The organism is Rhizobium sp. No.120 (assembly GCF_054558365.1).
The window spans coordinates 213466-233888 of sequence record NZ_BAAJNQ010000008.1; the positions used below are offsets into that span (position 1 = coordinate 213466).

A 20423-nucleotide genomic window follows, 5' to 3' on the forward strand; every position below is an offset into this window, starting at 1 on the left:
AACAGTTATCGGGATTCAGGATGAGTCATGCTTGATCTCACGCAGTTGCGCAGCTTCGTCGCCGTCGAGCAGATGGGCAGCTTCACGCTTGCCGCGGAGCGGCTGGGGCTCGGGCAATCCACCGTCAGCCAGCATATACAGCGGTTGGAAGCAGAGCTCGGTCGAAAGCTCTTGGCGCGCGACACGCACCGCGTCGTCCTGACTGGCGATGGCGAGGCGCTGCTCGGCCATGCCCGTCAGATGCTGTCGATCGAAGGGGAGGTGCGTCAGCTTTTTGCAGGCAACAGCCTGCGCGGCAATCTCCGGCTTGGGGTTTCCGAGGATTTCGTCACCAGCCAGCTGCCGGCCGTCCTGGAGGAGTTCGTGCGTTCGCATCCCTCCGTCGATCTCGAGCTGACGGTCGCGCTCAGTGGCGTGCTTTATGAGATGCAGGACAATGGCGATCTCGATCTCGTGCTTGCCAAGCGGCGGCTCGGCGATGCGAGGGGCAAGCTCGTCTACCGCGAGCCGCTGGTCTGGCTGGCCCGCGACCCGGATCGCATCCGCAAACTTACTGGGCCATTGCCGCTGATTGCCTTTCCCACCCCAAGCGTCACGCGCGCAGTGGCGCTGGAGGCGCTGCGCCGGCAGCAGATGCCCTGGCGCGTCGTCTGCACCTGCGGCAGCTTGAGTGGCCTGACCGCGGCTGCGCGCGCAGGCATGGGCGTTCTCGTGCAGCCGAAAAGCATGGCGCCGGCGGGACTAAGCGAGATCGCCCCCGGCTGGTTGCCCATCCTCGAAGACGTGGAATTCGTCCTTGTGCCGCGCAAGGGTGCCGACCAACTTCTGGTTAATGCGCTCTCTGACGACATACTCTCCAAGGTGCGGGGGCCGCGATCCAGCTAACGACGAAATCGTCTGTCAGCCATTGTTAAAAACCATTTCCAATCATGCGGATGAGATCCGGATTTATTTCGCCGGCTGATTTATTGTTGCGCCCGTTTTCAGGCGGAAGTCAGCTTCTTCTGCTATCTCAGGTGGCGATGGGGAGTTGCGGAGGAATAGTCGCCCGATGATCTATGGTGCCATCTTCATTTCCGGGCTTGTCGCCTGCGTCGTGGCAATGACGATGATTATACACAACGCACCGGCATCAGATCGCGACGATCTATCGAACTTCGCAATGATCGCTCATCGGAATCAAAATTGATCTCTTGCCCATTGTGAGCGCCGTCGGGCTCTGAAAGCCAGCCACGGCGCTCTTTTTCATGCGGATCAGCCCAGGCAGGCGAGGAAGTTCGCCACATCCGCTTCGGTGGTGGCGAAGCTGGTAACGAGCCGGATGAGCGTTTCATCGCTGCCGACCAGATCCGGCCGTGACTCCGGGATCGGCCATTCGTAGAACTTCGCTCCCTTGTCTTCGGCCGCTTTGGCGGCGGATTTCGGTATGATCGCGAAAACCTCGTTCGAGGTGGTCGGCCACGCCGGGCGAGCGCCAGGGGTCTTTTCCAGCCCAGCGCGCAGGCGATCGGCCATGCCGTTGGAATGGCGGGCAAGTTCGAGCCAGAGGCCGTCCTGGAAATAACCGTCGAACTGGGCGGCGATGAAGCGCGACTTGGAAAAGAGCTGGGCGGCGCGCTTGCGGATGAAATGCATTTCCTTTGCCTTCTCCGGATCGAAGAAGACGATCGCCTCGGCGCACCAGCAGCCGTTCTTGGTGGCGCCGAAGGAAAGAATGTCGACGCCGCGCTTCCATGTCATTTCGGCTGGCGTCGTGCCGAGCGCGACCAGGGCGTTGGCGAAACGCGCGCCATCCATGTGCAACGGCAGGCCGTTCGCCTTTGTAATGGCGGCAATGGCGTCGATCTCATCCAGCGAATAGACCGTACCGATCTCCGTCGCCTGGGTGATCGTCACGGCGGCGGCGCGGCCGTGATGCACGGCATCCTGCGGGAAACGAGCGATCTTGGTGGCGAGCGCCTCGGGATCGATCTTGCCGAGAGCGCCATCGACCGTTGCAAGACGGGCGCCGCTGAAGAAATCGGGTGCGCCGCATTCGTCTTCGGCGACATGCGCCTCGCTATGACAGAAACTGATGCCGCCCGGTTTCTGGACACTCGCGAGCGACAGCGAATTGGCGGCTGTACCCGTTGCGACGAAGAAGACAGCAACCTCGCGCTCGAAAATATCAGCAAATTTGGCTTCGACGCGCTGGTCGAGCTCGCTCGTGCCGTAAGCGGAGGCGAAACCGCTGGACTCGGCAAGCAGACGTTCGGCGACTTTAGGATGGGCGCCGGCCCAGTTATCGGAAGCAAAGAACATGGAAATGCACCAGATGAAGGAGGAAATTGCGGTGAGATAGATAGGGTCGGCTGGACATTACGCCAATGCAAAAACCTATCAAGAGCATGAGTTTGACGAATGCATCACAGAAATTGATCTACGCAATCAACAAATAAAATGATGCGCTGCAGCGAAACTTTATTGCTTGATTTATGCAGCATAGGCAATCTTACGTCTTCCGTTGACGAAATTTTGCCGTTTTGCTCTTGCGAAGGCGGAAGCTTTCTGGCATAGAACTGATGAATTAGGACAGGGTTGCTGTCCTATTTTGGCCGCCAAGGCCGAAGATGCGCTAGAGGGTCCTGACGATGTCAGGATTTCAAGCTATAGTTACCGGGAGCATGTTCCTTTCCGCCCTTCGGGCGATAAGGCAATGCGGCGGTGGAATGGCAAGGCGCGAAACGCTGACGACGGGCTCCGTATAGGGAGCCGCGGTTTGCGGCCGGATCTTCACAATGCAACAGCGCAGTCGCGCGTCGGCCCCGGAAACGGACCGCGCGGGACGAAGGAGCGCCCGCGACGCGGGCCTTATCGGAGGGAAGACCATGACGAACAGGACGACGTTGACGAGTTTTGACCAGACTGCTGCAGTGAATGCTGCCGCTACGGCCAAGACGTCGAAACGCGCTGTTGGCATCCCGCCGAAACAGGGCCTTTATGATCCCCGCAACGAGCATGATGCGTGCGGCGTCGGCTTCGTCGCGCATATGAAGGGCCAGAAGTCGCACCAGATCGTGCGCGACGGCTTGTTCATTCTCGAAAACCTGACGCATCGCGGTGCTGTCGGCGCAGATCCGCTGATGGGCGATGGTGCCGGCATCCTCGTGCAGATCCCCGACCGCTTCTTCCGCGAGGAGATGGCGAAGCAGGGCGTCATCCTGCCGAAGGCGGGCGAATACGGCGTCGGCCATTTCTTCCTGCCGCGCGACGAGGCGCTGATCGAGCATTTCAAGACCGCGATCACGCAGGTCGTTGCCGAAGAAGGCCAGGTTCTGCTCGGCTTCCGCGACGTGCCTGTCGACAACTCTTCGCTGTCGAAGGCGCCTGACATTGCCGCCACCGAGCCGCACCATGTGCAGGTCTTCATCGGCGCTGGCCGCGATGCCGGCACGAACGAGGAATTCGAGCGTCGCCTCTTCACCTTGCGCAAGGTGATCTCCAACCGCATCTATGCGGAATATGAGGGCGAGGAGAGCAGCTTCTACCCCGTGTCGCTGTCGAGCTCGACCATCGTCTACAAGGGTATGTTCCTCGCCTATCAGGTGGGTGCCTATTATAAGGACCTCTCCGATCCGCGTTTCGAGACGGCGGTTGCGCTCGTGCACCAGCGTTTCTCGACGAACACCTTCCCATCGTGGAAGCTTGCCCATCCATACCGCATGGTCGCGCATAACGGCGAAATCAACACGCTGCGCGGCAACGTCAACTGGATGGCTGCCCGCCAGGCTTCGGTCTCTTCGCCGCTCTTCGGCGAGGATATCTCCAAGCTCTGGCCGATCTCCTATGAGGGACAGTCCGATACCGCCTGTTTCGACAACGCGCTCGAATTCCTCGTGCGCGGCGGATACTCTCTTGCCCATGCCATGATGATGCTCATCCCTGAGGCCTGGGCCGGCAACCAGCTGATGGCGCCGGAACGCAAGGCATTCTACGAGTATCATGCCGCCCTGATGGAGCCTTGGGATGGCCCGGCCGCCGTCGCTTTCACCGATGGCAAGCAGATCGGCGCGACGCTCGACCGTAACGGCCTGCGTCCGGCCCGCTATCTCGTCACCAGCGACGACCGCATCATCATGGCGTCCGAAGCCGGCGTTCTGCCTGTCGAGGAAGAGAAGATCATCCAGAAGTGGCGCCTGCAGCCGGGCAAGATGCTGCTGATCGACATGGAAAAGGGCCGCATCATCTCTGATGACGAGGTGAAGTCGGAACTGTCGACCAAGCATCCCTATCGAAGCTGGTTGAACCGCACGCAGCTGATCCTGGAAGACCTGAAGCCAGTGGAGCCGCGGGCGCTGCGTCGCGACGTGTCGCTGCTCGACCGCCAGCAGGCGTTCGGCTACACGGCTGAAGACACCAAGCTCCTGATGTCGCCGATGGCGACGACGGGGCAGGAAGCCGTCGGCTCCATGGGTACGGATACGCCGATCTCGGCCATGTCCGACAAGCCGAAGCTGCTCTATACCTACTTCAAACAGAACTTCGCGCAGGTGACGAACCCGCCGATCGATCCGATCCGCGAGGAACTCGTCATGAGCCTTGTGTCGTTCATCGGCCCGCGTCCGAACCTGCTCGATCATACCGGCATGGCCAACGCCAAGCGTCTGGAAGTGCGCCAGCCGATCCTGACCAACGGCGATCTCGAAAAGATCCGCTCAATCGGTCATACGGAAGATCGCTTCGACACCAAGACGCTCGACTTCACCTATGATGTCGAACGCGGCGCCGAAGGCATGCCCGAGATGCTCGACCGTCTCTGCGAGCGGGCGGAAGCTGCCGTTCGCGGCGGCTATAACATCATCGTGCTTTCCGACCGCCAGATCGGACCGGACCGCATTGCGATCCCGGCGCTGCTGGCGACGGCGGCCGTACACCATCACCTGATCCGCAAGGGCCTGCGCACCTCGGTCGGTATCGTCGTCGAAACCGGCGAGCCGCGCGAAGTGCATCACTTCTGCCTGCTGGCCGGCTACGGCGCGGAAGCGATCAACCCCTATCTGGCCTTCGACACGCTGCTCGATATGCATCAGCGCGGCGAATTCCCGAAAGAAGTGGACGCGACCGAAGTCGTTTACCGCTACATCAAGGCTGTCGGTAAGGGCATCCTCAAGGTCATGTCGAAGATGGGTATCTCGACCTATCAATCCTATTGCGGCGCGCAGATCTTCGATGCCGTGGGCTTGCAGCAGGAGCTGGTCGACAAGTATTTCTTCGGCACGGCGACCATGATCGAAGGCATCGGCCTTGAGACGATCGCCGAGGAGACCGTCTCCCGTCACAAGGCTGCTTTCGGCCGCGATCCGCTGCTGGCAAGCACGCTCGACATCGGCGGCGAATATGCCTACCGCATGCGCGGCGAAAGCCATGCCTGGACGCCGGATGCGGTAGCTGCCCTGCAGCATGCCGTGCGCGGCAATGCCGAGGATCGCTATCGCGAATTCTCCGAAATGGTCAACGAGTCGGCGCTCCGAATGAACACGATCCGCGGCCTCTTCAAGATTAGGGGTGCGGAAGCGCTGGGCCGCAAGCCGATCTCGATCGACGAGGTCGAGCCAGCTGCCGATATCGTCAAGCGCTTCTCGACGGGCGCCATGTCCTTCGGCTCCATCAGCCGCGAGGCGCATACGACGCTGGCGATTGCCATGAACCGCATCGGCGGCAAGTCGAACACCGGCGAAGGTGGCGAGGAAGCCGACCGCTACATGCCGCTCTTCGACGGTTCGCCGAACCCGGAGCGCTCCGCCATCAAGCAGATCGCTTCTGGCCGCTTTGGCGTGACGACCGAATACCTTGTCAATGCCGACGTGCTGCAGATCAAGGTCGCGCAGGGTGCCAAGCCCGGCGAAGGCGGCCAGCTGCCCGGCCACAAGGTCGATGCGACGGTTGCAAAGACCCGGCACTCGACGCCGGGCGTCGGCCTGATCTCGCCGCCGCCGCATCATGACATCTACTCGATCGAAGATCTGGCACAGCTGATCTACGACCTGAAGAACGTCAACCCGACCTCGGACGTGTCGGTCAAGCTCGTCTCGGAAGTCGGCGTCGGCACGGTTGCCGCCGGCGTCGCCAAGGCGCGTGCCGATCACATCACCGTCTCGGGCTATGATGGCGGCACCGGCGCTTCGCCGCTGACTTCCCTCAAGCATGCCGGTTCGCCTTGGGAAATCGGCCTTGCCGAAACCCAGCAGACGCTGGTGCTGAATGGGCTGCGCTCGCGCATCGCCCTGCAGGTGGATGGCGGCCTGAAGACCGGCCGTGACGTCATCATCGGCGCGCTGCTCGGTGCCGACGAATTCGGCTTTGCGACCGCGCCGCTGATTGCGGCCGGCTGCATCATGATGCGCAAGTGCCATCTCAACACCTGTCCGGTTGGTGTCGCCACCCAGGATCCGGTTCTGCGCAAGCGCTTCAAGGGTACGCCGGAGCATGTCATCAACTACTTCTTCTTTGTGGCCGAAGAAGTGCGCGAGATCCTCGCCTCGCTCGGCGTTGCCAAGCTGGACGATATCATCGGCGCTTCCGAGCTTCTCGAAAAGGATGAGATGCTCGCCCACTGGAAGGCCAAGGGCCTCGATTTCAGCCGTATCTTCCACAAGGTCGATGCGCCGAAGGAAGAGACCTATTGGACGACGGTGCAAAAGCACCCCATCGTCGACATTCTCGATCGCAAGCTGATCGAGAAGGCGGAGCCGGCGCTCGCTTCGAAGACGCCGGTCGCCTTCGAGGTCGACATTAAGAACGTCGACCGTTCGGCTGGCGCCATGCTGTCGGGCGCAGTCGCTAAGCGCTACGGCCACCGCGGCCTGAAGGATGACACGATCAACGTCACCCTGAAGGGAACGGCCGGTCAGTCCTTCGGTGCGTTCCTCGCACGCGGCGTCACCTTCAACCTCATCGGCGACGGCAACGACTATGTCGGCAAGGGCCTTTCGGGCGGCCGCATCATCATCCGTCCGCCGGAGAATTCGAAGATCGTCGCCGAGAACTCGATCATCGTCGGCAACACCGTGCTCTACGGCGCCACAGAAGGCGAGTGTTACTTCCGCGGGGTCGCGGGCGAGCGCTTTGCGGTCAGAAACTCCGGCGCGATCGCCGTCGTCGAGGGCGTGGGCGACCATGGCTGCGAATATATGACCGGCGGGGTCGTCGTCGTGCTCGGCGAAACCGGGCGCAACTTCGCGGCCGGCATGTCGGGCGGTGTGGCCTATGTTCTCGACGAGAAGGGCGATTTCGCCCGCCGCTGCAACATGGCGATGGTCGAGCTGGAGCCGGTTCCGGAGGAAGACGAACTGCTGGAGAAGCTGCATCATCACGGCGGCGACATCATGCATAAGGGACGTGTCGACGTCTCTGACGACATGACGCGCCACGACGAAGAGCGTCTTTTCCAGCTGATTTCGAACCACGTCCACTATACGGGCTCGACGCGAGCCAAGGAGATCCTCGATCACTGGGCCGACTATCGCCCGAAATTCCGCAAGGTCATGCCGGTCGAATACCGTCGCGCCCTTGAGGAAATGGAGCGCAGCCGGATGAGCGTGGCGGCGGAGTAATCCGCCCCGGTTCTGAAACCAGCCGAGGGTTTCGCCTCGCATTGCGATCGCCATCATGGCGATCGCGACTGTCGAATAGCGGAATCGGATTTGAATTAAAGTGCCGGATAGGGAAACCGAGATGACCCTCAGGCACGGGAGCCATGAGCTCCTCTTTTTGAGTGAGGAAACGAAAGCATGGGCAAGGTAACAGGCTTCTTGGAAATCGACCGGCAGGTGGCGAAGTATCAGCCTGCGTCGGATCGCATCCGGCATTTCCGTGAATTCACGATCCCCATGTCGGACCAGGAGGTGCAGAAACAGGCAGCCCGCTGCATGGACTGTGGTATTCCCTATTGCCACGGCCCGACCGGCTGCCCGGTGCACAACCAGATCCCCGATTGGAACGACCTCGTCTACAACAACAATTGGGAGCAGGCGATCCACAACCTGCATTCGACCAACAACTTCCCGGAATTCACCGGCCGCGTTTGCCCCGCGCCCTGCGAGGAAGCCTGCACGCTGAACCTGGAAGATGCGCCGGTCGCCATCAAGACGGTGGAGCAGGCGATTGCTGACAAGGCCTATGAGCTCGGCTTCATCCGGCCGCAGCCGGCAACCGTGCACACGGGCAAGAAGGTCGCGATCATCGGCTCCGGTCCTGCCGGCATGGCAGCCGCCCAGCAGCTCGGCCGCGCCGGTCATGACGTCCATGTCTACGAGCGCGAAAGCAAGCCGGGCGGCCTGCTGCGCTACGGCATCCCGGACTTCAAGATGGAGAAGAACTTCATCGATCGCCGCGTCGAGCAGATGAAGGGCGAGGGCGTGACCTTCCATTGCGGCGTCAATGTCGGCGTCGATATCAAGGTCGAGCAGCTTCTGGCCGATCATGATGCCGTGCTCTATTGCGGCGGCTCGGAAACCCCGCGCGAAGCGGGCATTCCTGGCACGACGCTGGCGGGCGTCCATGACGCCATGCCCTATCTCGTGCAGCAGAACCGTCGCGTCGGCCGCGAAAACATTGACAGCGTCGGCTGGCCCGCCGATCCGATCCTGGCCGGCGGCAAGCATGTCGTCGTCGTCGGTGGTGGCGATACGGCATCAGACTGCGTCGGCACCGCATTCCGCCAGGGCGCGGTAAAGGTCACGCAGCTCGATATCCGTCCGCAGCCGCCGGAGAAGGAAGATAAGCTCGCCGTATGGCCGTTCTGGGCAACGAAGATGCGCACCTCCTCCTCGCAGGCCGAAGGCGCGGTTCGCGAATTCCAGGTCGCGACGCTCGAATTCATCGGCGAAGACGGCGTGCTGACCGGCGTGAAGTGCTGCGAAGTGGACGATCGCCGCAAGCCGATCGCCGGCACGGAATTCGTCATCCGCGCCGACCTCGCCTTCATCGCCATCGGCTTCCGCGGCCCGTTCACCGACAGCGTGCTCAAGGAACTTGACGGCAAGCTGACTGTGAATGCCGACCGTCGCGGCTCGACCAACGTTGTTGCCAACGACAAGGACTATAAGACGTCTGTCGACAAGTTCTGGACAGCCGGTGACGTTCGCCGCGGCCAGTCGCTGGTGGTCTGGGCGATCCGCGAAGGCCGTCAGGCCGCGCGCGCGATCGATGAGGCTCTTATGGGTTCGACGGTTCTGCCGGCCTAAGTTTCGCTGTCTTTCGCGCAAAGTGATTGAAGGCCGGGTTCATTGCGACCCCGGCCTTTGTCGTTATCGGCTTGCGGCGATATTCCAGTTGTAGATGCAGCGATCGAGGCCGATAGCGATTTCGAGCACCGTAACGTCATGGTCTAACGCCGGCCCTTTCTTCGGCTGGCTGCGGTAGCGTTGTGGAAAATCCGTGCGTTTCGAGATCGAGCAGACCTCCATCCATTTATCGCCGTTATCGACCTCGATATCCATGGTGACCTCAGAATAGGCCGGAAGGCGATCGGACGGCACGATGCGGGTCGGCAGATGGATGACCGAGGCGATCATCCGTCGCACCGGCTCAAGGGAGGCAGCGTGATAATCGTTGCCGCTATCGGCGGTGAAGGCGCATTGGAACTCGAGCTGATAGAATTCCTTGAGCCTCACATGCTTGCTTGGCTGATCCTGTTCCCGGCGGAAGGATTTGCCGGCTTGCCAGACGCATAGTGGCAAGCTTGTTCTCGAATGGTTTCCGAGGAGATGCTGCATGTAGACATAGCTTGAAGGTGTCGTTTCCGGCCGCAGGACAAGTTCGGTCTCGGTGTTCGACATTCGCTCCTGCACCCATATGTCCGAGTTGGAATAGGCGTCCGAAACGAGGTTTCGAGGCATCAGAGTCGGTGCTTCGATCCTTCGCATATCCCAGGCGGGATTTGCGGATCGCAGGAGGTTCGCGACTTCATCGGAAAAGAAGCGGACGAAATCGTCGCGCAGCCGGATGTCCCGCTCTTCCCAGTGAACGAGCGAATTGACGCTATAGATATTGAGCACGTGCCATTCTCCATGGGCAACGTTGATGTCTTGAGGTTGAGGGCTTTACGTCCAGCCGCCGCCGGACGCATAAACGCCTCCGGCTGTCACGACTGGACGCGGAGACCTCGGCCGGAGAACGCGCGCAAAACCGCAACCTGCGGGCAGGTGCGGTAACGATCGATCTGATCTGCGCTTTTGGTGCTCATGCAATTCTTCTATTGGCGGGGCGCAGGATTGTCAAACCGCAGCCGCGACGCTTACCGTGCAACCGATCCCGGCAATCTGTAGTCGTCCACGCGGCCGGCCGGCGCCGGATCCATCAGGCCTTTTTCGACCAGAAGATCGCGGGGCGATGACGTCGTTGCGGCAGGGGCAGGGCTGCTGCCCAGAAGCTGCGAGCCGCCGTCGAGATCGGGATCGGAGAGGTTCATCGGCTGCGTGCGGGTGATCTTTTCCGGCTCTGCGCCAGGAAGATTGGCCTGTTGCGCCGGCACGAGATTGCCCGTGTCTAGGCGCGTGATGTCCGGGCTTGCCTGATCGCCCAGGATCCGGCGCGCGGATTTCTCCAGATAGAAGGCGAGTTTGCGCTTGCCGGCTGCCGTCAGATTGACGCCGTCGGCCGTTCTCAACCGAACCTGCTGGCCGTTGATGTCGGAACCGGTGACGATGAACTCGCCGTTCTGGTCGGTAAATCCGTCCCAGATGTCGATGAACTCGCCACCGACACTGGTGGTCTGACTCTGATAGATCTGATTGAGCTTGACCGCACTGGCAGTCAGCTGATCGGAGCCGAAGGAAGGGAGGCCGACCCAGAGCAGCGGAATGTGGCGGCTCGTTACCAGCTTGGCGAATTGCTGCACGCGCTCTTCATAGGCGAGGAACCACGGGTCGGTGCCGTATTTCTCGTTCAGTCCGTCGCCGATCATCTGCTGGCGGTCGTTGGCGCCGATCATGACGACGACCATGGCCGGCTTCAGCTGATCGATCATGCCAGGCAATTGCTGCGGCCAATTGTAATAATCCTGACGCACGAGACCGGAGGCGACGTTGCCGCGGGACTGGATGACGACGCCGGGGGAGGTGGAGAAGGCATCCTCCAGCCCCGTTGCCAGACCGCTCGCCAGAAAATCGCCGACGACGAGTATGGTTTTGGCGTCAGGAAGCTTTTCCGCGGGCGGCGGCGTTTCGGGCTGCACGACTGGCTGACGCGGCGGCGGGGTCGGCCGCTTTTTTGGCTGCACCTTGCGCCGTGGCGGCGGCTGCTCGATGGGCTGATCCGGATAATCGGGCTCACGCGGCCCAAACAGCATATCGAACAGGTTCCGCCGCGGACGCTCCTGCGCCTGCGCCATATTCGGCAGGCAGCCAAGCGCGATGATGGCGGCGAGGAATGCCGTCAGAACAATCCTTACAGTTGCCTTGGTCGCGCGGGCAGGGTGTTTCATGATCGCTTCTTTTCCGCTGACGACTCCGCGCCGCATGAGGACGATTTCATCGTCCGGCAATCCGGATTCGCTCGAGGCGGCCTACTTGCGCAGTGCTTTGAGCAGGTTCATCGACGGCTCGCCGTCCGCATCCATGCCCATGCGCTGCTGAACGGCTGATATCGCGGCCTTCGAGCCCGAGCCGAAATTGCCGTCGACCACGCCATCGTAATAGCCGAGTTGCTTCAGACGCGTCTGCAGCTCGAATTTCTGCTTGACGTCGAGTGCGCCGCTCGGGCGCGGCCATGATTGCTGCATGCCGCCATATCCGGCGATCTGATCCGCGAGCAGGCCCACGGCCAGCGCATAGTTGTCGGAGGCGTTGTAGCGCTTGATGGTGAAGAAATTGCCGGTCATCAGGAAGCCGGGACCGTTCGGTCCGCCGGGCATCTTCAGCTGTGCGCGGTCCGAGGTGGTGCGGAAACCCTTGCCGTTAGGACGCACGAAGCCGAGAGCCGCCCATTGTGCGATGGTGTGTGTCTTGCCGGCCTGAGCGCTGCCGCCGGGGGGCACGACCACCTCGTAACCCCAGGTCCGGCCGGTATCCCAACCATTCTTGGCGAGAAGATTGGCCGTTGTCGCCAAGGCGTCCGGAACGGAATTCCAGATATCGGCATGGCCGCTGCCGTCGGCATCGACTGCATAGAGCAGATAGCTCGTCGGGATGAACTGCGTATGGCCCATGGCGCCGGCCCAGGAACCGTTCAGGTCCTTGCGCGAGATATCGCCCTTCTGCAGGATCTTCAGTGCGGCGATGAGCTGCTTTTTGGCGTAATTCGCCCGTTTCGGATCGGCATAGGCAAGGGTTGCCAGCGCGCGGGGCACATAATGCAGCCGATCGTTCTTGGCGAGAACTTCGCCATAATTCGACTCCATCGACCAGATGGCCAGCATGATATTGCGGTCGACGCCGAAATGCTGTTCGAGCGTGCGCAGTGTGGATCCGTACTTGACCGCCATCTTGCGGCCAATATCGACCGTATAGGGATTGACACGGGAGTCGAGGTAATCCCAGATTTGGGACTTGAATTCCGGCTGGTACTGCGCCTTTTCAAGCACCGTGGGGTCCGGATCGGTTACACCGGCAAATGCATCGCGATAGGTGGATTGCGTAATCCCGCTCCTTGCGGCGGTAGCGTAGAAGCCCGCGATCCATTTCTGGAACCCAGGGTCAGCATTGGCGTTAGCGGGAAGGAATCCCGCAAAGGCGCCGAGCGCGAGCGCCAGAGCGAGACCACGAAGGGAGTGTTTGCGGTTTACGGTCATCTACAGCCTTGTCCATCAATCGTTGGATTTCGGTGCGGCGATGCGCGTTGCATCGGCCCATGCATGACGCTAAACGAACGAAGTCAACAAATTCTTTACCATGGAAGTTTGCGTCAGTCATTATTTGCAAAACGGTAGCAAATCTAATCTACTGACCTTTAGAATGGCTTTGTGCCAACTGATTTAATGCCAGGAGGTATGCGTGGGACAGCATAAGAAGGTTCGTAAGGCAGTATTTCCGGTCGCCGGGCTAGGGACGCGGTTCTTGCCGGCGACCAAGGCGGTGCCGAAGGAAATGCTGACCGTCGTGGATAAGCCGGTGATCCAGTATGTCGTCGACGAGGCAATGGAAGCGGGCATCGAGCATTTCGTATTCGTTACCGGCCGCAGCAAGCACGTCATCGAAGATTATTTCGACATCCAGTTCGAGCTTGAGCAGACGCTGCGCCAGCGGAACAAGAATGCCGAGCTGTCGCTGCTGAGCGGCCTGCTGCCGAAGGCCGGCACGGCAAGCTTCACGCGCCAGCAGGAGCCGCTCGGTCTCGGCCACGCCGTCTGGTGCGCCCGCGAGATCGTCGGCGACGAGCCGTTCGCACTGCTGCTGCCCGACATGGTCATGCGCGCCGAAAAGGGCTGCATGAAGGGCATGATCGAGCTTTACGAGCACAGCGGCGGCAATGTCATCGCGGTCGAGGAATGCGCGCCCGATCAGGCTCATAAATACGGCATCGTCGGTGTCGGCGAGACGATCGGCAACGGTTTCCGCATTACGGAAATGGTCGAAAAGCCCGCCAAGGGCACTGCTCCGTCCAACTTCTTCATCAACGGCCGCTACATTCTTCAGCCGGAAATCTTCCACATTCTGGAAAGCCAGGAGCGCGGCGCCGGCAACGAGATCCAGCTGACGGACGGCATGCTGAAGCTTGCCAAGACGCAGGACTTCGCCGGCTATCACTTCCGCGGCCAGACCTTCGACTGTGGCGCAAAGGACGGCTTCATCCTCGCGAACGTCGCCTTCGCTTTGGCGCGTGACGACATCCGCCCGACCATCGAGGACGAGTTCAAGGCGCTGATCGCTGCCCTAAAATAAGCGCTCGAACTTTCGGGAAATATGATGAGGCCTGGCATATGCCGGGCCTCAATTCGTTTGAACGCAAGAGTATTCAAAGCGAGGTGCGGGCCATCAACGCTTCGCGGTCAAACCAATGCCGGCCTGGAACTGACGGGTGCTGTCGCCAACGTCCCTGGTCGTCAGCTGATAGCCGACATTGCTAGTGAGATCGAGGTAACGATTGATCCCCCAGGTCAGGCCGAAGGCGGCGTCATATTCGGTTTCATCGGCGGCGCTGCCATTGGAGGGATAGTTGCGCCAGATCGTTCCGCCCGTCAGCTTGGCGGTGAGATCGTCGCGCAGCTGATGGGCCACGGTGCTCGTCAGCTGGTACGCGGTGTAGCCGCTGAGGCCGGCTGAGGTCGAGGGCTGGACCGTCGTCGAAAGGCCGACGCTGATGTCGGTACCGCGCTGGGGTGACCAGGCAAGGTTGCCGTCGATCGTTGGTGAGTCCACTGATGCGAGGCGCGAATCGTCGAATTCCGTGTGCTGGTAGCCGAAGCCCAGCTCGCCCTTGAATTTTTCGCCGAGATCGACTTCGACGCCGCCCTTGCCGCCATAGCTCTGGTTCGAGCGAGCGTAACCGTTGCTATCGCGCGTCTGGTCGTAGACGGCTCGCCCGAGATCGACTTCCACGAAGGGAATGATGGCGGGTGAGAGCTCGTAACCGATGCGGCCGCGCCAGGTTCCGGCCGTCTGGTTACGATCGCTGAGGGTAACAGTCGTTCCATCCGAAAGCACGGCGTTGGAATAGACGCTGCGCGTCAGCGCCACGGCCGTCGTGCCGCGCAGCAAGCCGAAATCGCGCTCCAGCGACAGTCCGGCCGTGTACTGGTTGACGGCGGATTGTTTCGAGGCACCGGCGATCGCATTCGGGTCGCTCGTATCCTCCCGGTAGAATTGATAGCCGGCGGTGACATGCGCGGTCGTGTCGGCTGGAAGATCTAGGCGCAGGTCGGCATTCAGATTGACAGTCGGTTTTTCTTCGCCCGTGCCGCCGACGTTCCTCTGCCAGACGCCTTCGCCGGTGATGGTCAGCGCGTGACGATCCCAATCCGATGTGAGGGTGCTGCGCAGATCGGTCTGCAAGAAGGTGCGGTTGTCCTTGACGTCGCCTGTGCGATCCCGCTCGACATTGATCGACTGATTGATCGACGGGCGCAGAGTAAAGGTGCCGAGCGGTATGCCCTGTGCATCTGGCCGATCTGGATACCGGCGAGCTCTCAGGTCATCGACGCTTGGTTCCCGCAGGTTCACGCGGCGCAGGTCGTTATCCAGCGTCGAGCCGGTGGTTGTGGGGTCGATGCCGGTGAGGCGCAGCGGCACGTTTAACGGCGCGTCACCGGTTGTCGACGTCTGGTTGGTCGATGCGGCCGTCTGGCCGTTAGCGGTGTGGGCACCATTCGGATCGGTCGGGGATACCGATGTCGGAGCAGGCAAGGTATCGTCGAGGTTCTGATCTGGCGGCAATGATTGCGCGTTAACCGGCAGCGGAGGGGCAAATGCGATGCCCCAGCCGAGCAGCGCGGAACTCGCCCATGCCGTCAGCCGGAGGGCACCATGACCCGCCTTGTCCTTGCCGATGCCCATATTGTTTATATCTGACCCTGCTGGAAATGACCTAAATTCTTACCCAAGTGTAAAGCCGCGTGGTTAACGCTTAGTTGCCAAGCGATGGTGACAAGAAAGGGTTCGATCATATTTTGCAGCGGTGCGTTGCATGCGCCGCCATTGGTATCGATCGATCTTTGGTGGACAGATTTGCTGAAAAGCGTTAGGCCTCGCTCATGAATAAGAGAGCTGTAAGACTCATCGAGAACGGTGCGATCGAATCCGCGATGCGAACGATCGAGACCGAGAGACGGGGCATGGAGGCGCTGGAACGCGCGCTGACCAACGGCCTGGCCGAGCCCTTCAGCCGTGCGGTGGAGATCATAGGCGATATCTCCGGCCGTGTGGTAATTACCGGTGTCGGCAAGAGTGGCCATATCGGCAACAAGCTCGCCGCAAGCCTCGCTTCCACCGGAACGCCGGCTTTCTTCGTCCATCCGGTCGAAGCCAACCACGGCGATCTCGGCATGATCACGCAGGATGATGTCATCATCGCCATCTCCTGGGGCGGCGAAAGCGCCGAACTGCGTGGGATCATCAGCTATTCCCGCCGCTTCTCGATCCCGATGATCGCGATCACTGCCGGCGAGACCTCGACGCTGGCGCGGGAGTCCGATGTCGTCCTGCTGCTTCCCAAGGAACAGGAAGCCTGCCCGCATGGACTGGCGCCGACCACATCGACGCTGCTGCAGCTTGCGATCGGCGATGCGCTGACCGTTGCGCTGTTGGAGGCGCGCGGTTTTACCGCCGAGGATTTCCGCACCTTCCATCCCGGCGGCAAGCTGGGCGCAAGCCTCTCGCATGTTGCCGATATCATGCATAAGGGCGACCGGGTTCCCCTGGTCAAGCTTGGTACGGGCATGCAGGAAGCCGTCATGACCCTCGCGGAGATGAGGTTCGGCTGCGTCGGTGTCATCGATGACGACGGCTGCCTTTGCGGCATCGTCACCGACGGCGATATCGCTCGTAATCTGGGCACCAGCCTCGCCGAGATGCGGGTCGACGAGATGATGACGCGCAATCCGAAGACCGTGAAGGAAACCACGCTCGCCACCAGCGCGATGGCGGTTCTCAACCGTCATAATATTTCGGCGCTGATCGTCGTCGACGAAGCCCGTCGCCCGATCGGCATCGTCCATTTCCACGATCTGCTGAGGATCGGTGTCGCCTGATCAGACGGGCTCGACCGTCAATTCACGACCGTTGCTGGACACGACCTTGACGCGGGTGCCGATCGGCAGGTCCGGTCCGTTGACCGTCCAATAGGTATCGTTGAGGCGAATGCGTCCCCGGCCTTCGGTGATGGGCTGCTCAAGCGTTGCCGTGCGTCCGACGAGACTGGCGCCGCGCTGGTTCAGGAACGGCTCGTCGGTTAGCTGGCTATTGTTGTAGAGATAACGGCGGCCGATGAGGGTGACAATAACGGCCGTGGCTGCAAAGACCAGCCCCTGAACCTGCCAGACCCAGAAGCTGCTCCCCCAGAAAAGCAGTGAGAGTGCACCGACAATGATGCCCGCGAGCCCGATCCACACCAGGAAGAAGCCCGGAAGCGCCAATTCGGCGGCAAGCAGTGCCAGACCCACGAGCCACCAGCTCCAGGGACCAAGTTCGACGATGAGATCGGAGAACATTGTCAGGTCTCCTTCGGCGGCAGCGGATTGATCGACGGCGTTGTGCGGGTAGGGCCGGAACGCGAGCGAGAGGGCTGCGGCGTGCCGCCATCGCCATTGTCGCCGAAGACCTCTCGGGCGATGGCGCCGATGCCGCCGAGAGAACCGATGATCGAACTCGCCTCCATCGGCATCAGCACGATCTTCGAATTGCTGGCGGAACCGATCGCTGTCAGTGCCTCGGTATATTTCTGCGCGATGAAGTAGTTGATCGCCTGAACATTGCCCTCGGCAATCGCTTCGGACACCATGCGGGTCGCCTTGGCTTCGGCCTCGGCCAAGCGCTCGCGGGCCTCGGCATTGCGGAAGGCAGCTTCGCGCTGGCCTTCGGCCTGCAGCACGGCTGCCTGCTTTGCACCCTCGGCGCGGAGGATCTGCGCGTTGCGCAGGCCTTCCGCCTCCAGCACCTGGGCGCGCTTTTCGCGTTCGGCCTTCATCTGTCGCCCCATGGCGTCAACCAGGTCTTTCGGTGGCTGGATGTCCTTGATTTCGACGCGCGTTACCTTGATGCCCCAGGGCTCTACCGCCTCATCGACCACGCGCAGCAGTCGTTCGTTGATGGCATCGCGATTGGACAAAAGCTCGTCCAAATCCATGGATCCCATGACGGAGCGGATATTGGTCTTGGTGAGGTTGAGGATCGCGGTTTCCAGATTGGTGATCTGATAAGCGGCCTGCGCCGCATTCAGCACCTGGAAGAAAGCGACTGCATCGGCGGAAACGCTCGCATTGTCCTTGGTGATGACCTCCTGGGTCGGCACGGCCAACACCTGTTCCATCACGTTCATCCGCACGCCGATCGTTTCGATGAAGGGCACGATCAGATTGAGCCCCGGTTCCAGCGTCCGAATATAGCGGCCGAAGCGCTGGACTGTGTATCGATAGCCCTGAGGTACGGTCTTGATGCCTGCAAACAGCACCAGAATGACGAAGACCACCAAGGCAATCACAACGATGCTGAAACCACTGACGACCATCGAACTCCTCCATGGACGCGCCCGCCTCAACAGGTTCGCGTCGCTTAAACAGCTGCTGTTCCGCGTCCCCACTCGGGCGAGCTCATGAGACAGCAGCTCAATCAGATGTGGTGGGTTAGCATGTTCTCGGCAAGTGAGGAATGGGGTCGCAGCGGGCGTTTTGCTGCGGCACCGCTCAAGCAATCGTCGTCCGGGTCTTGCACCGGGCGATTGATATTCATACCTTATATGAAATTTCCGGCCCCGCTGCCTCGCAGCCTTTTCGGGCCAAGCCATCGCGCATCACCAGGGTGAAGCTATGAACTTAGATAGGACCTTGCGGTCGGTTGTGGCCGTGCACGCCTCAATTCCGGAAGACGCCTTTACGGCGGCAACGCTCGGCACGCGCAGGGAGGGCAGCGGCGTGGTCATCCGCGGTAACGGCCTGGTACTGACCATCGGTTATCTGATTACCGAAGCCGAAGAAGTTTGGCTCACGACCAATAGCGGCCGTGTCGTGCCCGGCCATGCGCTTGCCTACGATCAGGAGACGGGATTCGGCCTTGTCCAAGCGCTCGGGCCTCTCGATGTGCCCGCCCTGGAGTTCGGCGACGCCGACAAGGCAGAGATCGGCGATGAAGTCATCGTCGCCGACGGGCTCGGCCAATTCGTCGAGGCGAAGATCGTCGCAAAACAGGAATTTGCCGGCTATTGGGAATATCTGCTTGATGAGGCGATCTTCACCGCACCCGCGCATCCCTCTTGGGGCGGCGCGGCTCTTATCGATGAGGACGGTAAGCTTCTCGGTATCGGCTCGCTGCACTTGCAGATGGCGACGGAGAAGGGCGACAGCGCGGATATCAACATGATCGTGCCGATCAATCTCTTGATGCCGATCCTGGACGATCTGATCAAGCGCGGCCGCGTCAACAAGCCGCCGCGGCCATGGCTCGGTGCCTTTTCGGCCGAAAGCAATGGCGAAGTCGTTGTCATGAGCGTCACGGAGGGTGGCCCGGCCGCCAAGGCTGGCTTGCGTCGCGGCGACGTCATTTCGGAAATCCGGGATGGCGAAGTCGATGGGCTCGCGGATTTCTACCGCAAGATCTGGGAGAGCGGCCCGGCTGGATCCGAGATCCCCATGCGTGTGTTGCGTGACGGCCGCGAGGCGTGGCTGCGCGTCAAATCCGCCGATCGCGGCAGCTTCCTCAAGAAGCCACAGCTTCAGTAGGCGCGTGTCGTCGGGATTAATTCCGGCGATTCGTCACACCCAGCCGAGCAACTCCCGCCGTACGACTTTTTCCAGCACCTTCATGCCGTCTTCGCTGTCGTTGAGACAGGGAATGTGGGTGAATTTCTCGCCGCCATTGTGGTGGAAGGATTCAGCCGCCTGCTCGGCGATCTCTTCCAGCGTCTCAAGGCAGTCGGAGACGAAGCCGGGATTGAGCACCGCGATGCGCTTGGTGCCGTTCCTGGCAAGCTCTTCCACCGTCTTGTCCGTATAGGGCTGCAGCCATTCCTCCGGGCCAAAGCGGGACTGGAAGGTGACCATGAACTGATCTTCGGTTAGGCCAAGCTTCTCGCGCAGCAACCTGCCGGTCTTCTGACAGAAGCAGTAATAGGGGTCACCGAGCTTGAAGTACGACATGGGGATGCCGTGGAAGGAGGCGATTATCTTTTCCGGCTGCCAGTCCAGCGTCGAGAGATGTCGGGTCACGGAATTAGCGAGCGCCTCGATATAGGTCTCATCGTCGTGATATTGCGGCACGGTGCGGATGGCCGGCTGCCAGCGCATCTTTTGGAGCTTTTCGAAGGCCTTGTCGTTGACCGTCGCCGTCGTTGCCGCTGCATATTGCGGATAGAGCGGGAAGAGCACAATGCGCTCGCAGCCATCATCCTTCAATGCCTGGATGCGATCGGCAATCGAGGGCTGGCCGTAACGCATGGCCCAGTCGACCTTGACGTTGGGCAGGTCGCGCAGCCGCTCGGCCATCAGGTCGGATTGGTTGCGCGTGTAGGTGCGCAGATAGCTCTCGTTCTTCTCCTTGTTCCAGATCGTCTCATAGGCCTTGCCCACCTTTTGCGGCCGGGTGTTGAGCACGATGCCGAACAGGATCGGGTACCATTTCCAGCGCGACAACTCGATCACGCGGCGGTCTGTCAGGAATTCGCGCAGGTAGCGGCGCATCGAGGAGTAATCGGTGCCGTCAGGCGTTCCCAAATTGATGAGCAGCACGCCGACCTTGCCGTATTTCACGCTGGGGTGACCGGGCGAAAGCGTGGTCAGGTCTGCTGTCATCGATTGAATT

Annotated in this window: 14 protein-coding genes; 6 read left to right on the forward strand and 8 right to left on the reverse strand. The window is 61.0% G+C overall.

What is annotated here, in order from left to right; genetic code table 11:
- Positions 1 to 27: 27 nt before the first annotated feature.
- Positions 28 to 885 (forward strand): LysR family transcriptional regulator, encoded by an 858-nt coding sequence (locus ACYJRZ_RS21960; RefSeq protein WP_459462508.1) that lies wholly within the window; start codon positions 28 to 30, stop codon positions 883 to 885.
- A gap of 369 nt (positions 886 to 1254) precedes the next feature.
- On the opposite strand, the gene ACYJRZ_RS21965 is transcribed toward ACYJRZ_RS21960, so the two are convergent.
- A complete protein-coding gene (locus tag ACYJRZ_RS21965) occupies positions 1255 to 2301 on the reverse strand; it encodes a threonine aldolase family protein (protein ID WP_459462510.1) in 1047 nt (348 codons plus the stop codon).
- 566 nt (positions 2302 to 2867) lie between these two features.
- Between ACYJRZ_RS21965 and gltB the strand changes: the two genes are divergently transcribed.
- Together gltB and ACYJRZ_RS21975 are read left to right on the forward strand one after the other, a co-directional pair.
- Entirely contained in the window at positions 2868 to 7592 is a 4725-nt protein-coding gene (gltB, locus tag ACYJRZ_RS21970) for a glutamate synthase large subunit (RefSeq protein ID WP_459462512.1), read from the forward strand.
- 177 nt (positions 7593 to 7769) lie between these two features.
- Complete coding sequence (locus ACYJRZ_RS21975) at positions 7770 to 9224, forward strand: glutamate synthase subunit beta (RefSeq protein ID WP_459462514.1); 1455 nt, start codon at positions 7770 to 7772, stop codon at positions 9222 to 9224.
- A 63-nt stretch (positions 9225 to 9287) separates the two neighbouring features.
- On the opposite strand, the gene ACYJRZ_RS21980 is transcribed toward ACYJRZ_RS21975, so the two are convergent.
- The 3 genes from ACYJRZ_RS21980 to ACYJRZ_RS21990 form a co-directional block, all read right to left on the reverse strand.
- Complete coding sequence (locus ACYJRZ_RS21980; protein ID WP_459462516.1) at positions 9288 to 10037, reverse strand: aminoacyl--tRNA ligase-related protein; 750 nt, start codon at positions 10035 to 10037, stop codon at positions 9288 to 9290.
- Between the two features lie 239 nt (positions 10038 to 10276).
- Positions 10277 to 11464, reverse strand: coding sequence for an SGNH/GDSL hydrolase family protein (locus ACYJRZ_RS21985; protein WP_459462518.1), 1188 nt, complete (start codon positions 11462 to 11464; stop codon positions 10277 to 10279).
- Between the two features lie 81 nt (positions 11465 to 11545).
- On the reverse strand, positions 11546 to 12769 hold the full coding sequence (locus tag ACYJRZ_RS21990; protein WP_459462520.1) for a lytic murein transglycosylase: 1224 nt from the start codon (positions 12767 to 12769) through the stop codon (positions 11546 to 11548).
- A 202-nt stretch (positions 12770 to 12971) separates the two neighbouring features.
- On the opposite strand from ACYJRZ_RS21990, the gene galU reads away from it, so the two are divergent.
- Positions 12972 to 13859, forward strand: coding sequence for a UTP--glucose-1-phosphate uridylyltransferase GalU (gene galU, locus ACYJRZ_RS21995; protein WP_459462522.1), 888 nt, complete (start codon positions 12972 to 12974; stop codon positions 13857 to 13859).
- Positions 13860 to 13952: 93 nt separating this feature from the next.
- Here the strand turns inward: galU and ACYJRZ_RS22000 are convergent, their stop codons facing one another.
- A complete protein-coding gene (locus tag ACYJRZ_RS22000; protein ID WP_459462524.1) occupies positions 13953 to 15470 on the reverse strand; it encodes an outer membrane beta-barrel protein in 1518 nt (505 codons plus the stop codon).
- A 197-nt stretch (positions 15471 to 15667) separates the two neighbouring features.
- On the opposite strand from ACYJRZ_RS22000, the gene ACYJRZ_RS22005 reads away from it, so the two are divergent.
- Positions 15668 to 16663 (forward strand): KpsF/GutQ family sugar-phosphate isomerase, encoded by a 996-nt coding sequence (locus ACYJRZ_RS22005; protein ID WP_459462526.1) that lies wholly within the window; start codon positions 15668 to 15670, stop codon positions 16661 to 16663.
- Here the strand turns inward: ACYJRZ_RS22005 and ACYJRZ_RS22010 are convergent, their stop codons facing one another.
- Complete coding sequence (locus ACYJRZ_RS22010; RefSeq protein WP_459462528.1) at positions 16664 to 17122, reverse strand: NfeD family protein; 459 nt, start codon at positions 17120 to 17122, stop codon at positions 16664 to 16666.
- A gap of 2 nt (positions 17123 to 17124) precedes the next feature.
- Positions 17125 to 18138 carry an SPFH domain-containing protein gene (locus tag ACYJRZ_RS22015; protein ID WP_459462530.1) on the reverse strand — a complete coding sequence of 338 codons (1014 nt, stop codon included), beginning with the start codon at positions 18136 to 18138 and terminating at the stop codon, positions 17125 to 17127.
- A 298-nt stretch (positions 18139 to 18436) separates the two neighbouring features.
- Between ACYJRZ_RS22015 and ACYJRZ_RS22020 the strand changes: the two genes are divergently transcribed.
- On the forward strand, positions 18437 to 19345 hold the full coding sequence (locus ACYJRZ_RS22020; protein WP_459462532.1) for a S1C family serine protease: 909 nt from the start codon (positions 18437 to 18439) through the stop codon (positions 19343 to 19345).
- Between the two features lie 33 nt (positions 19346 to 19378).
- On the opposite strand, the gene hemH is transcribed toward ACYJRZ_RS22020, so the two are convergent.
- Complete coding sequence (hemH, locus tag ACYJRZ_RS22025; RefSeq protein ID WP_459462534.1) at positions 19379 to 20413, reverse strand: ferrochelatase; 1035 nt, start codon at positions 20411 to 20413, stop codon at positions 19379 to 19381.
- Positions 20414 to 20423 lie beyond the last annotated feature (10 nt).

Coding starts and splice junctions, on each gene's coding strand:
- ACYJRZ_RS21960 (WP_459462508.1), top strand. CDS start 28: ATGCTTGATCTCACGCAGTTGCGCAGCTTCGTCGCCGTCGAGCAGATG.
- ACYJRZ_RS21965 (WP_459462510.1), bottom strand. CDS start 2,301: ATGTTCTTTGCTTCCGATAACTGGGCCGGCGCCCATCCTAAAGTCGCC.
- gltB (WP_459462512.1), top strand. CDS start 2,868: ATGACGAACAGGACGACGTTGACGAGTTTTGACCAGACTGCTGCAGTG.
- ACYJRZ_RS21975 (WP_459462514.1), top strand. CDS start 7,770: ATGGGCAAGGTAACAGGCTTCTTGGAAATCGACCGGCAGGTGGCGAAG.
- ACYJRZ_RS21985 (WP_459462518.1), bottom strand. CDS start 11,464: ATGAAACACCCTGCCCGCGCGACCAAGGCAACTGTAAGGATTGTTCTG.
- ACYJRZ_RS21990 (WP_459462520.1), bottom strand. CDS start 12,769: ATGACCGTAAACCGCAAACACTCCCTTCGTGGTCTCGCTCTGGCGCTC.
- ACYJRZ_RS22000 (WP_459462524.1), bottom strand. CDS start 15,470: ATGGGCATCGGCAAGGACAAGGCGGGTCATGGTGCCCTCCGGCTGACG.
- ACYJRZ_RS22005 (WP_459462526.1), top strand. CDS start 15,668: ATGAATAAGAGAGCTGTAAGACTCATCGAGAACGGTGCGATCGAATCC.
- ACYJRZ_RS22010 (WP_459462528.1), bottom strand. CDS start 17,122: ATGTTCTCCGATCTCATCGTCGAACTTGGTCCCTGGAGCTGGTGGCTC.
- ACYJRZ_RS22015 (WP_459462530.1), bottom strand. CDS start 18,138: ATGGTCGTCAGTGGTTTCAGCATCGTTGTGATTGCCTTGGTGGTCTTC.
- ACYJRZ_RS22020 (WP_459462532.1), top strand. CDS start 18,437: ATGAACTTAGATAGGACCTTGCGGTCGGTTGTGGCCGTGCACGCCTCA.
- hemH (WP_459462534.1), bottom strand. CDS start 20,413: ATGACAGCAGACCTGACCACGCTTTCGCCCGGTCACCCCAGCGTGAAA.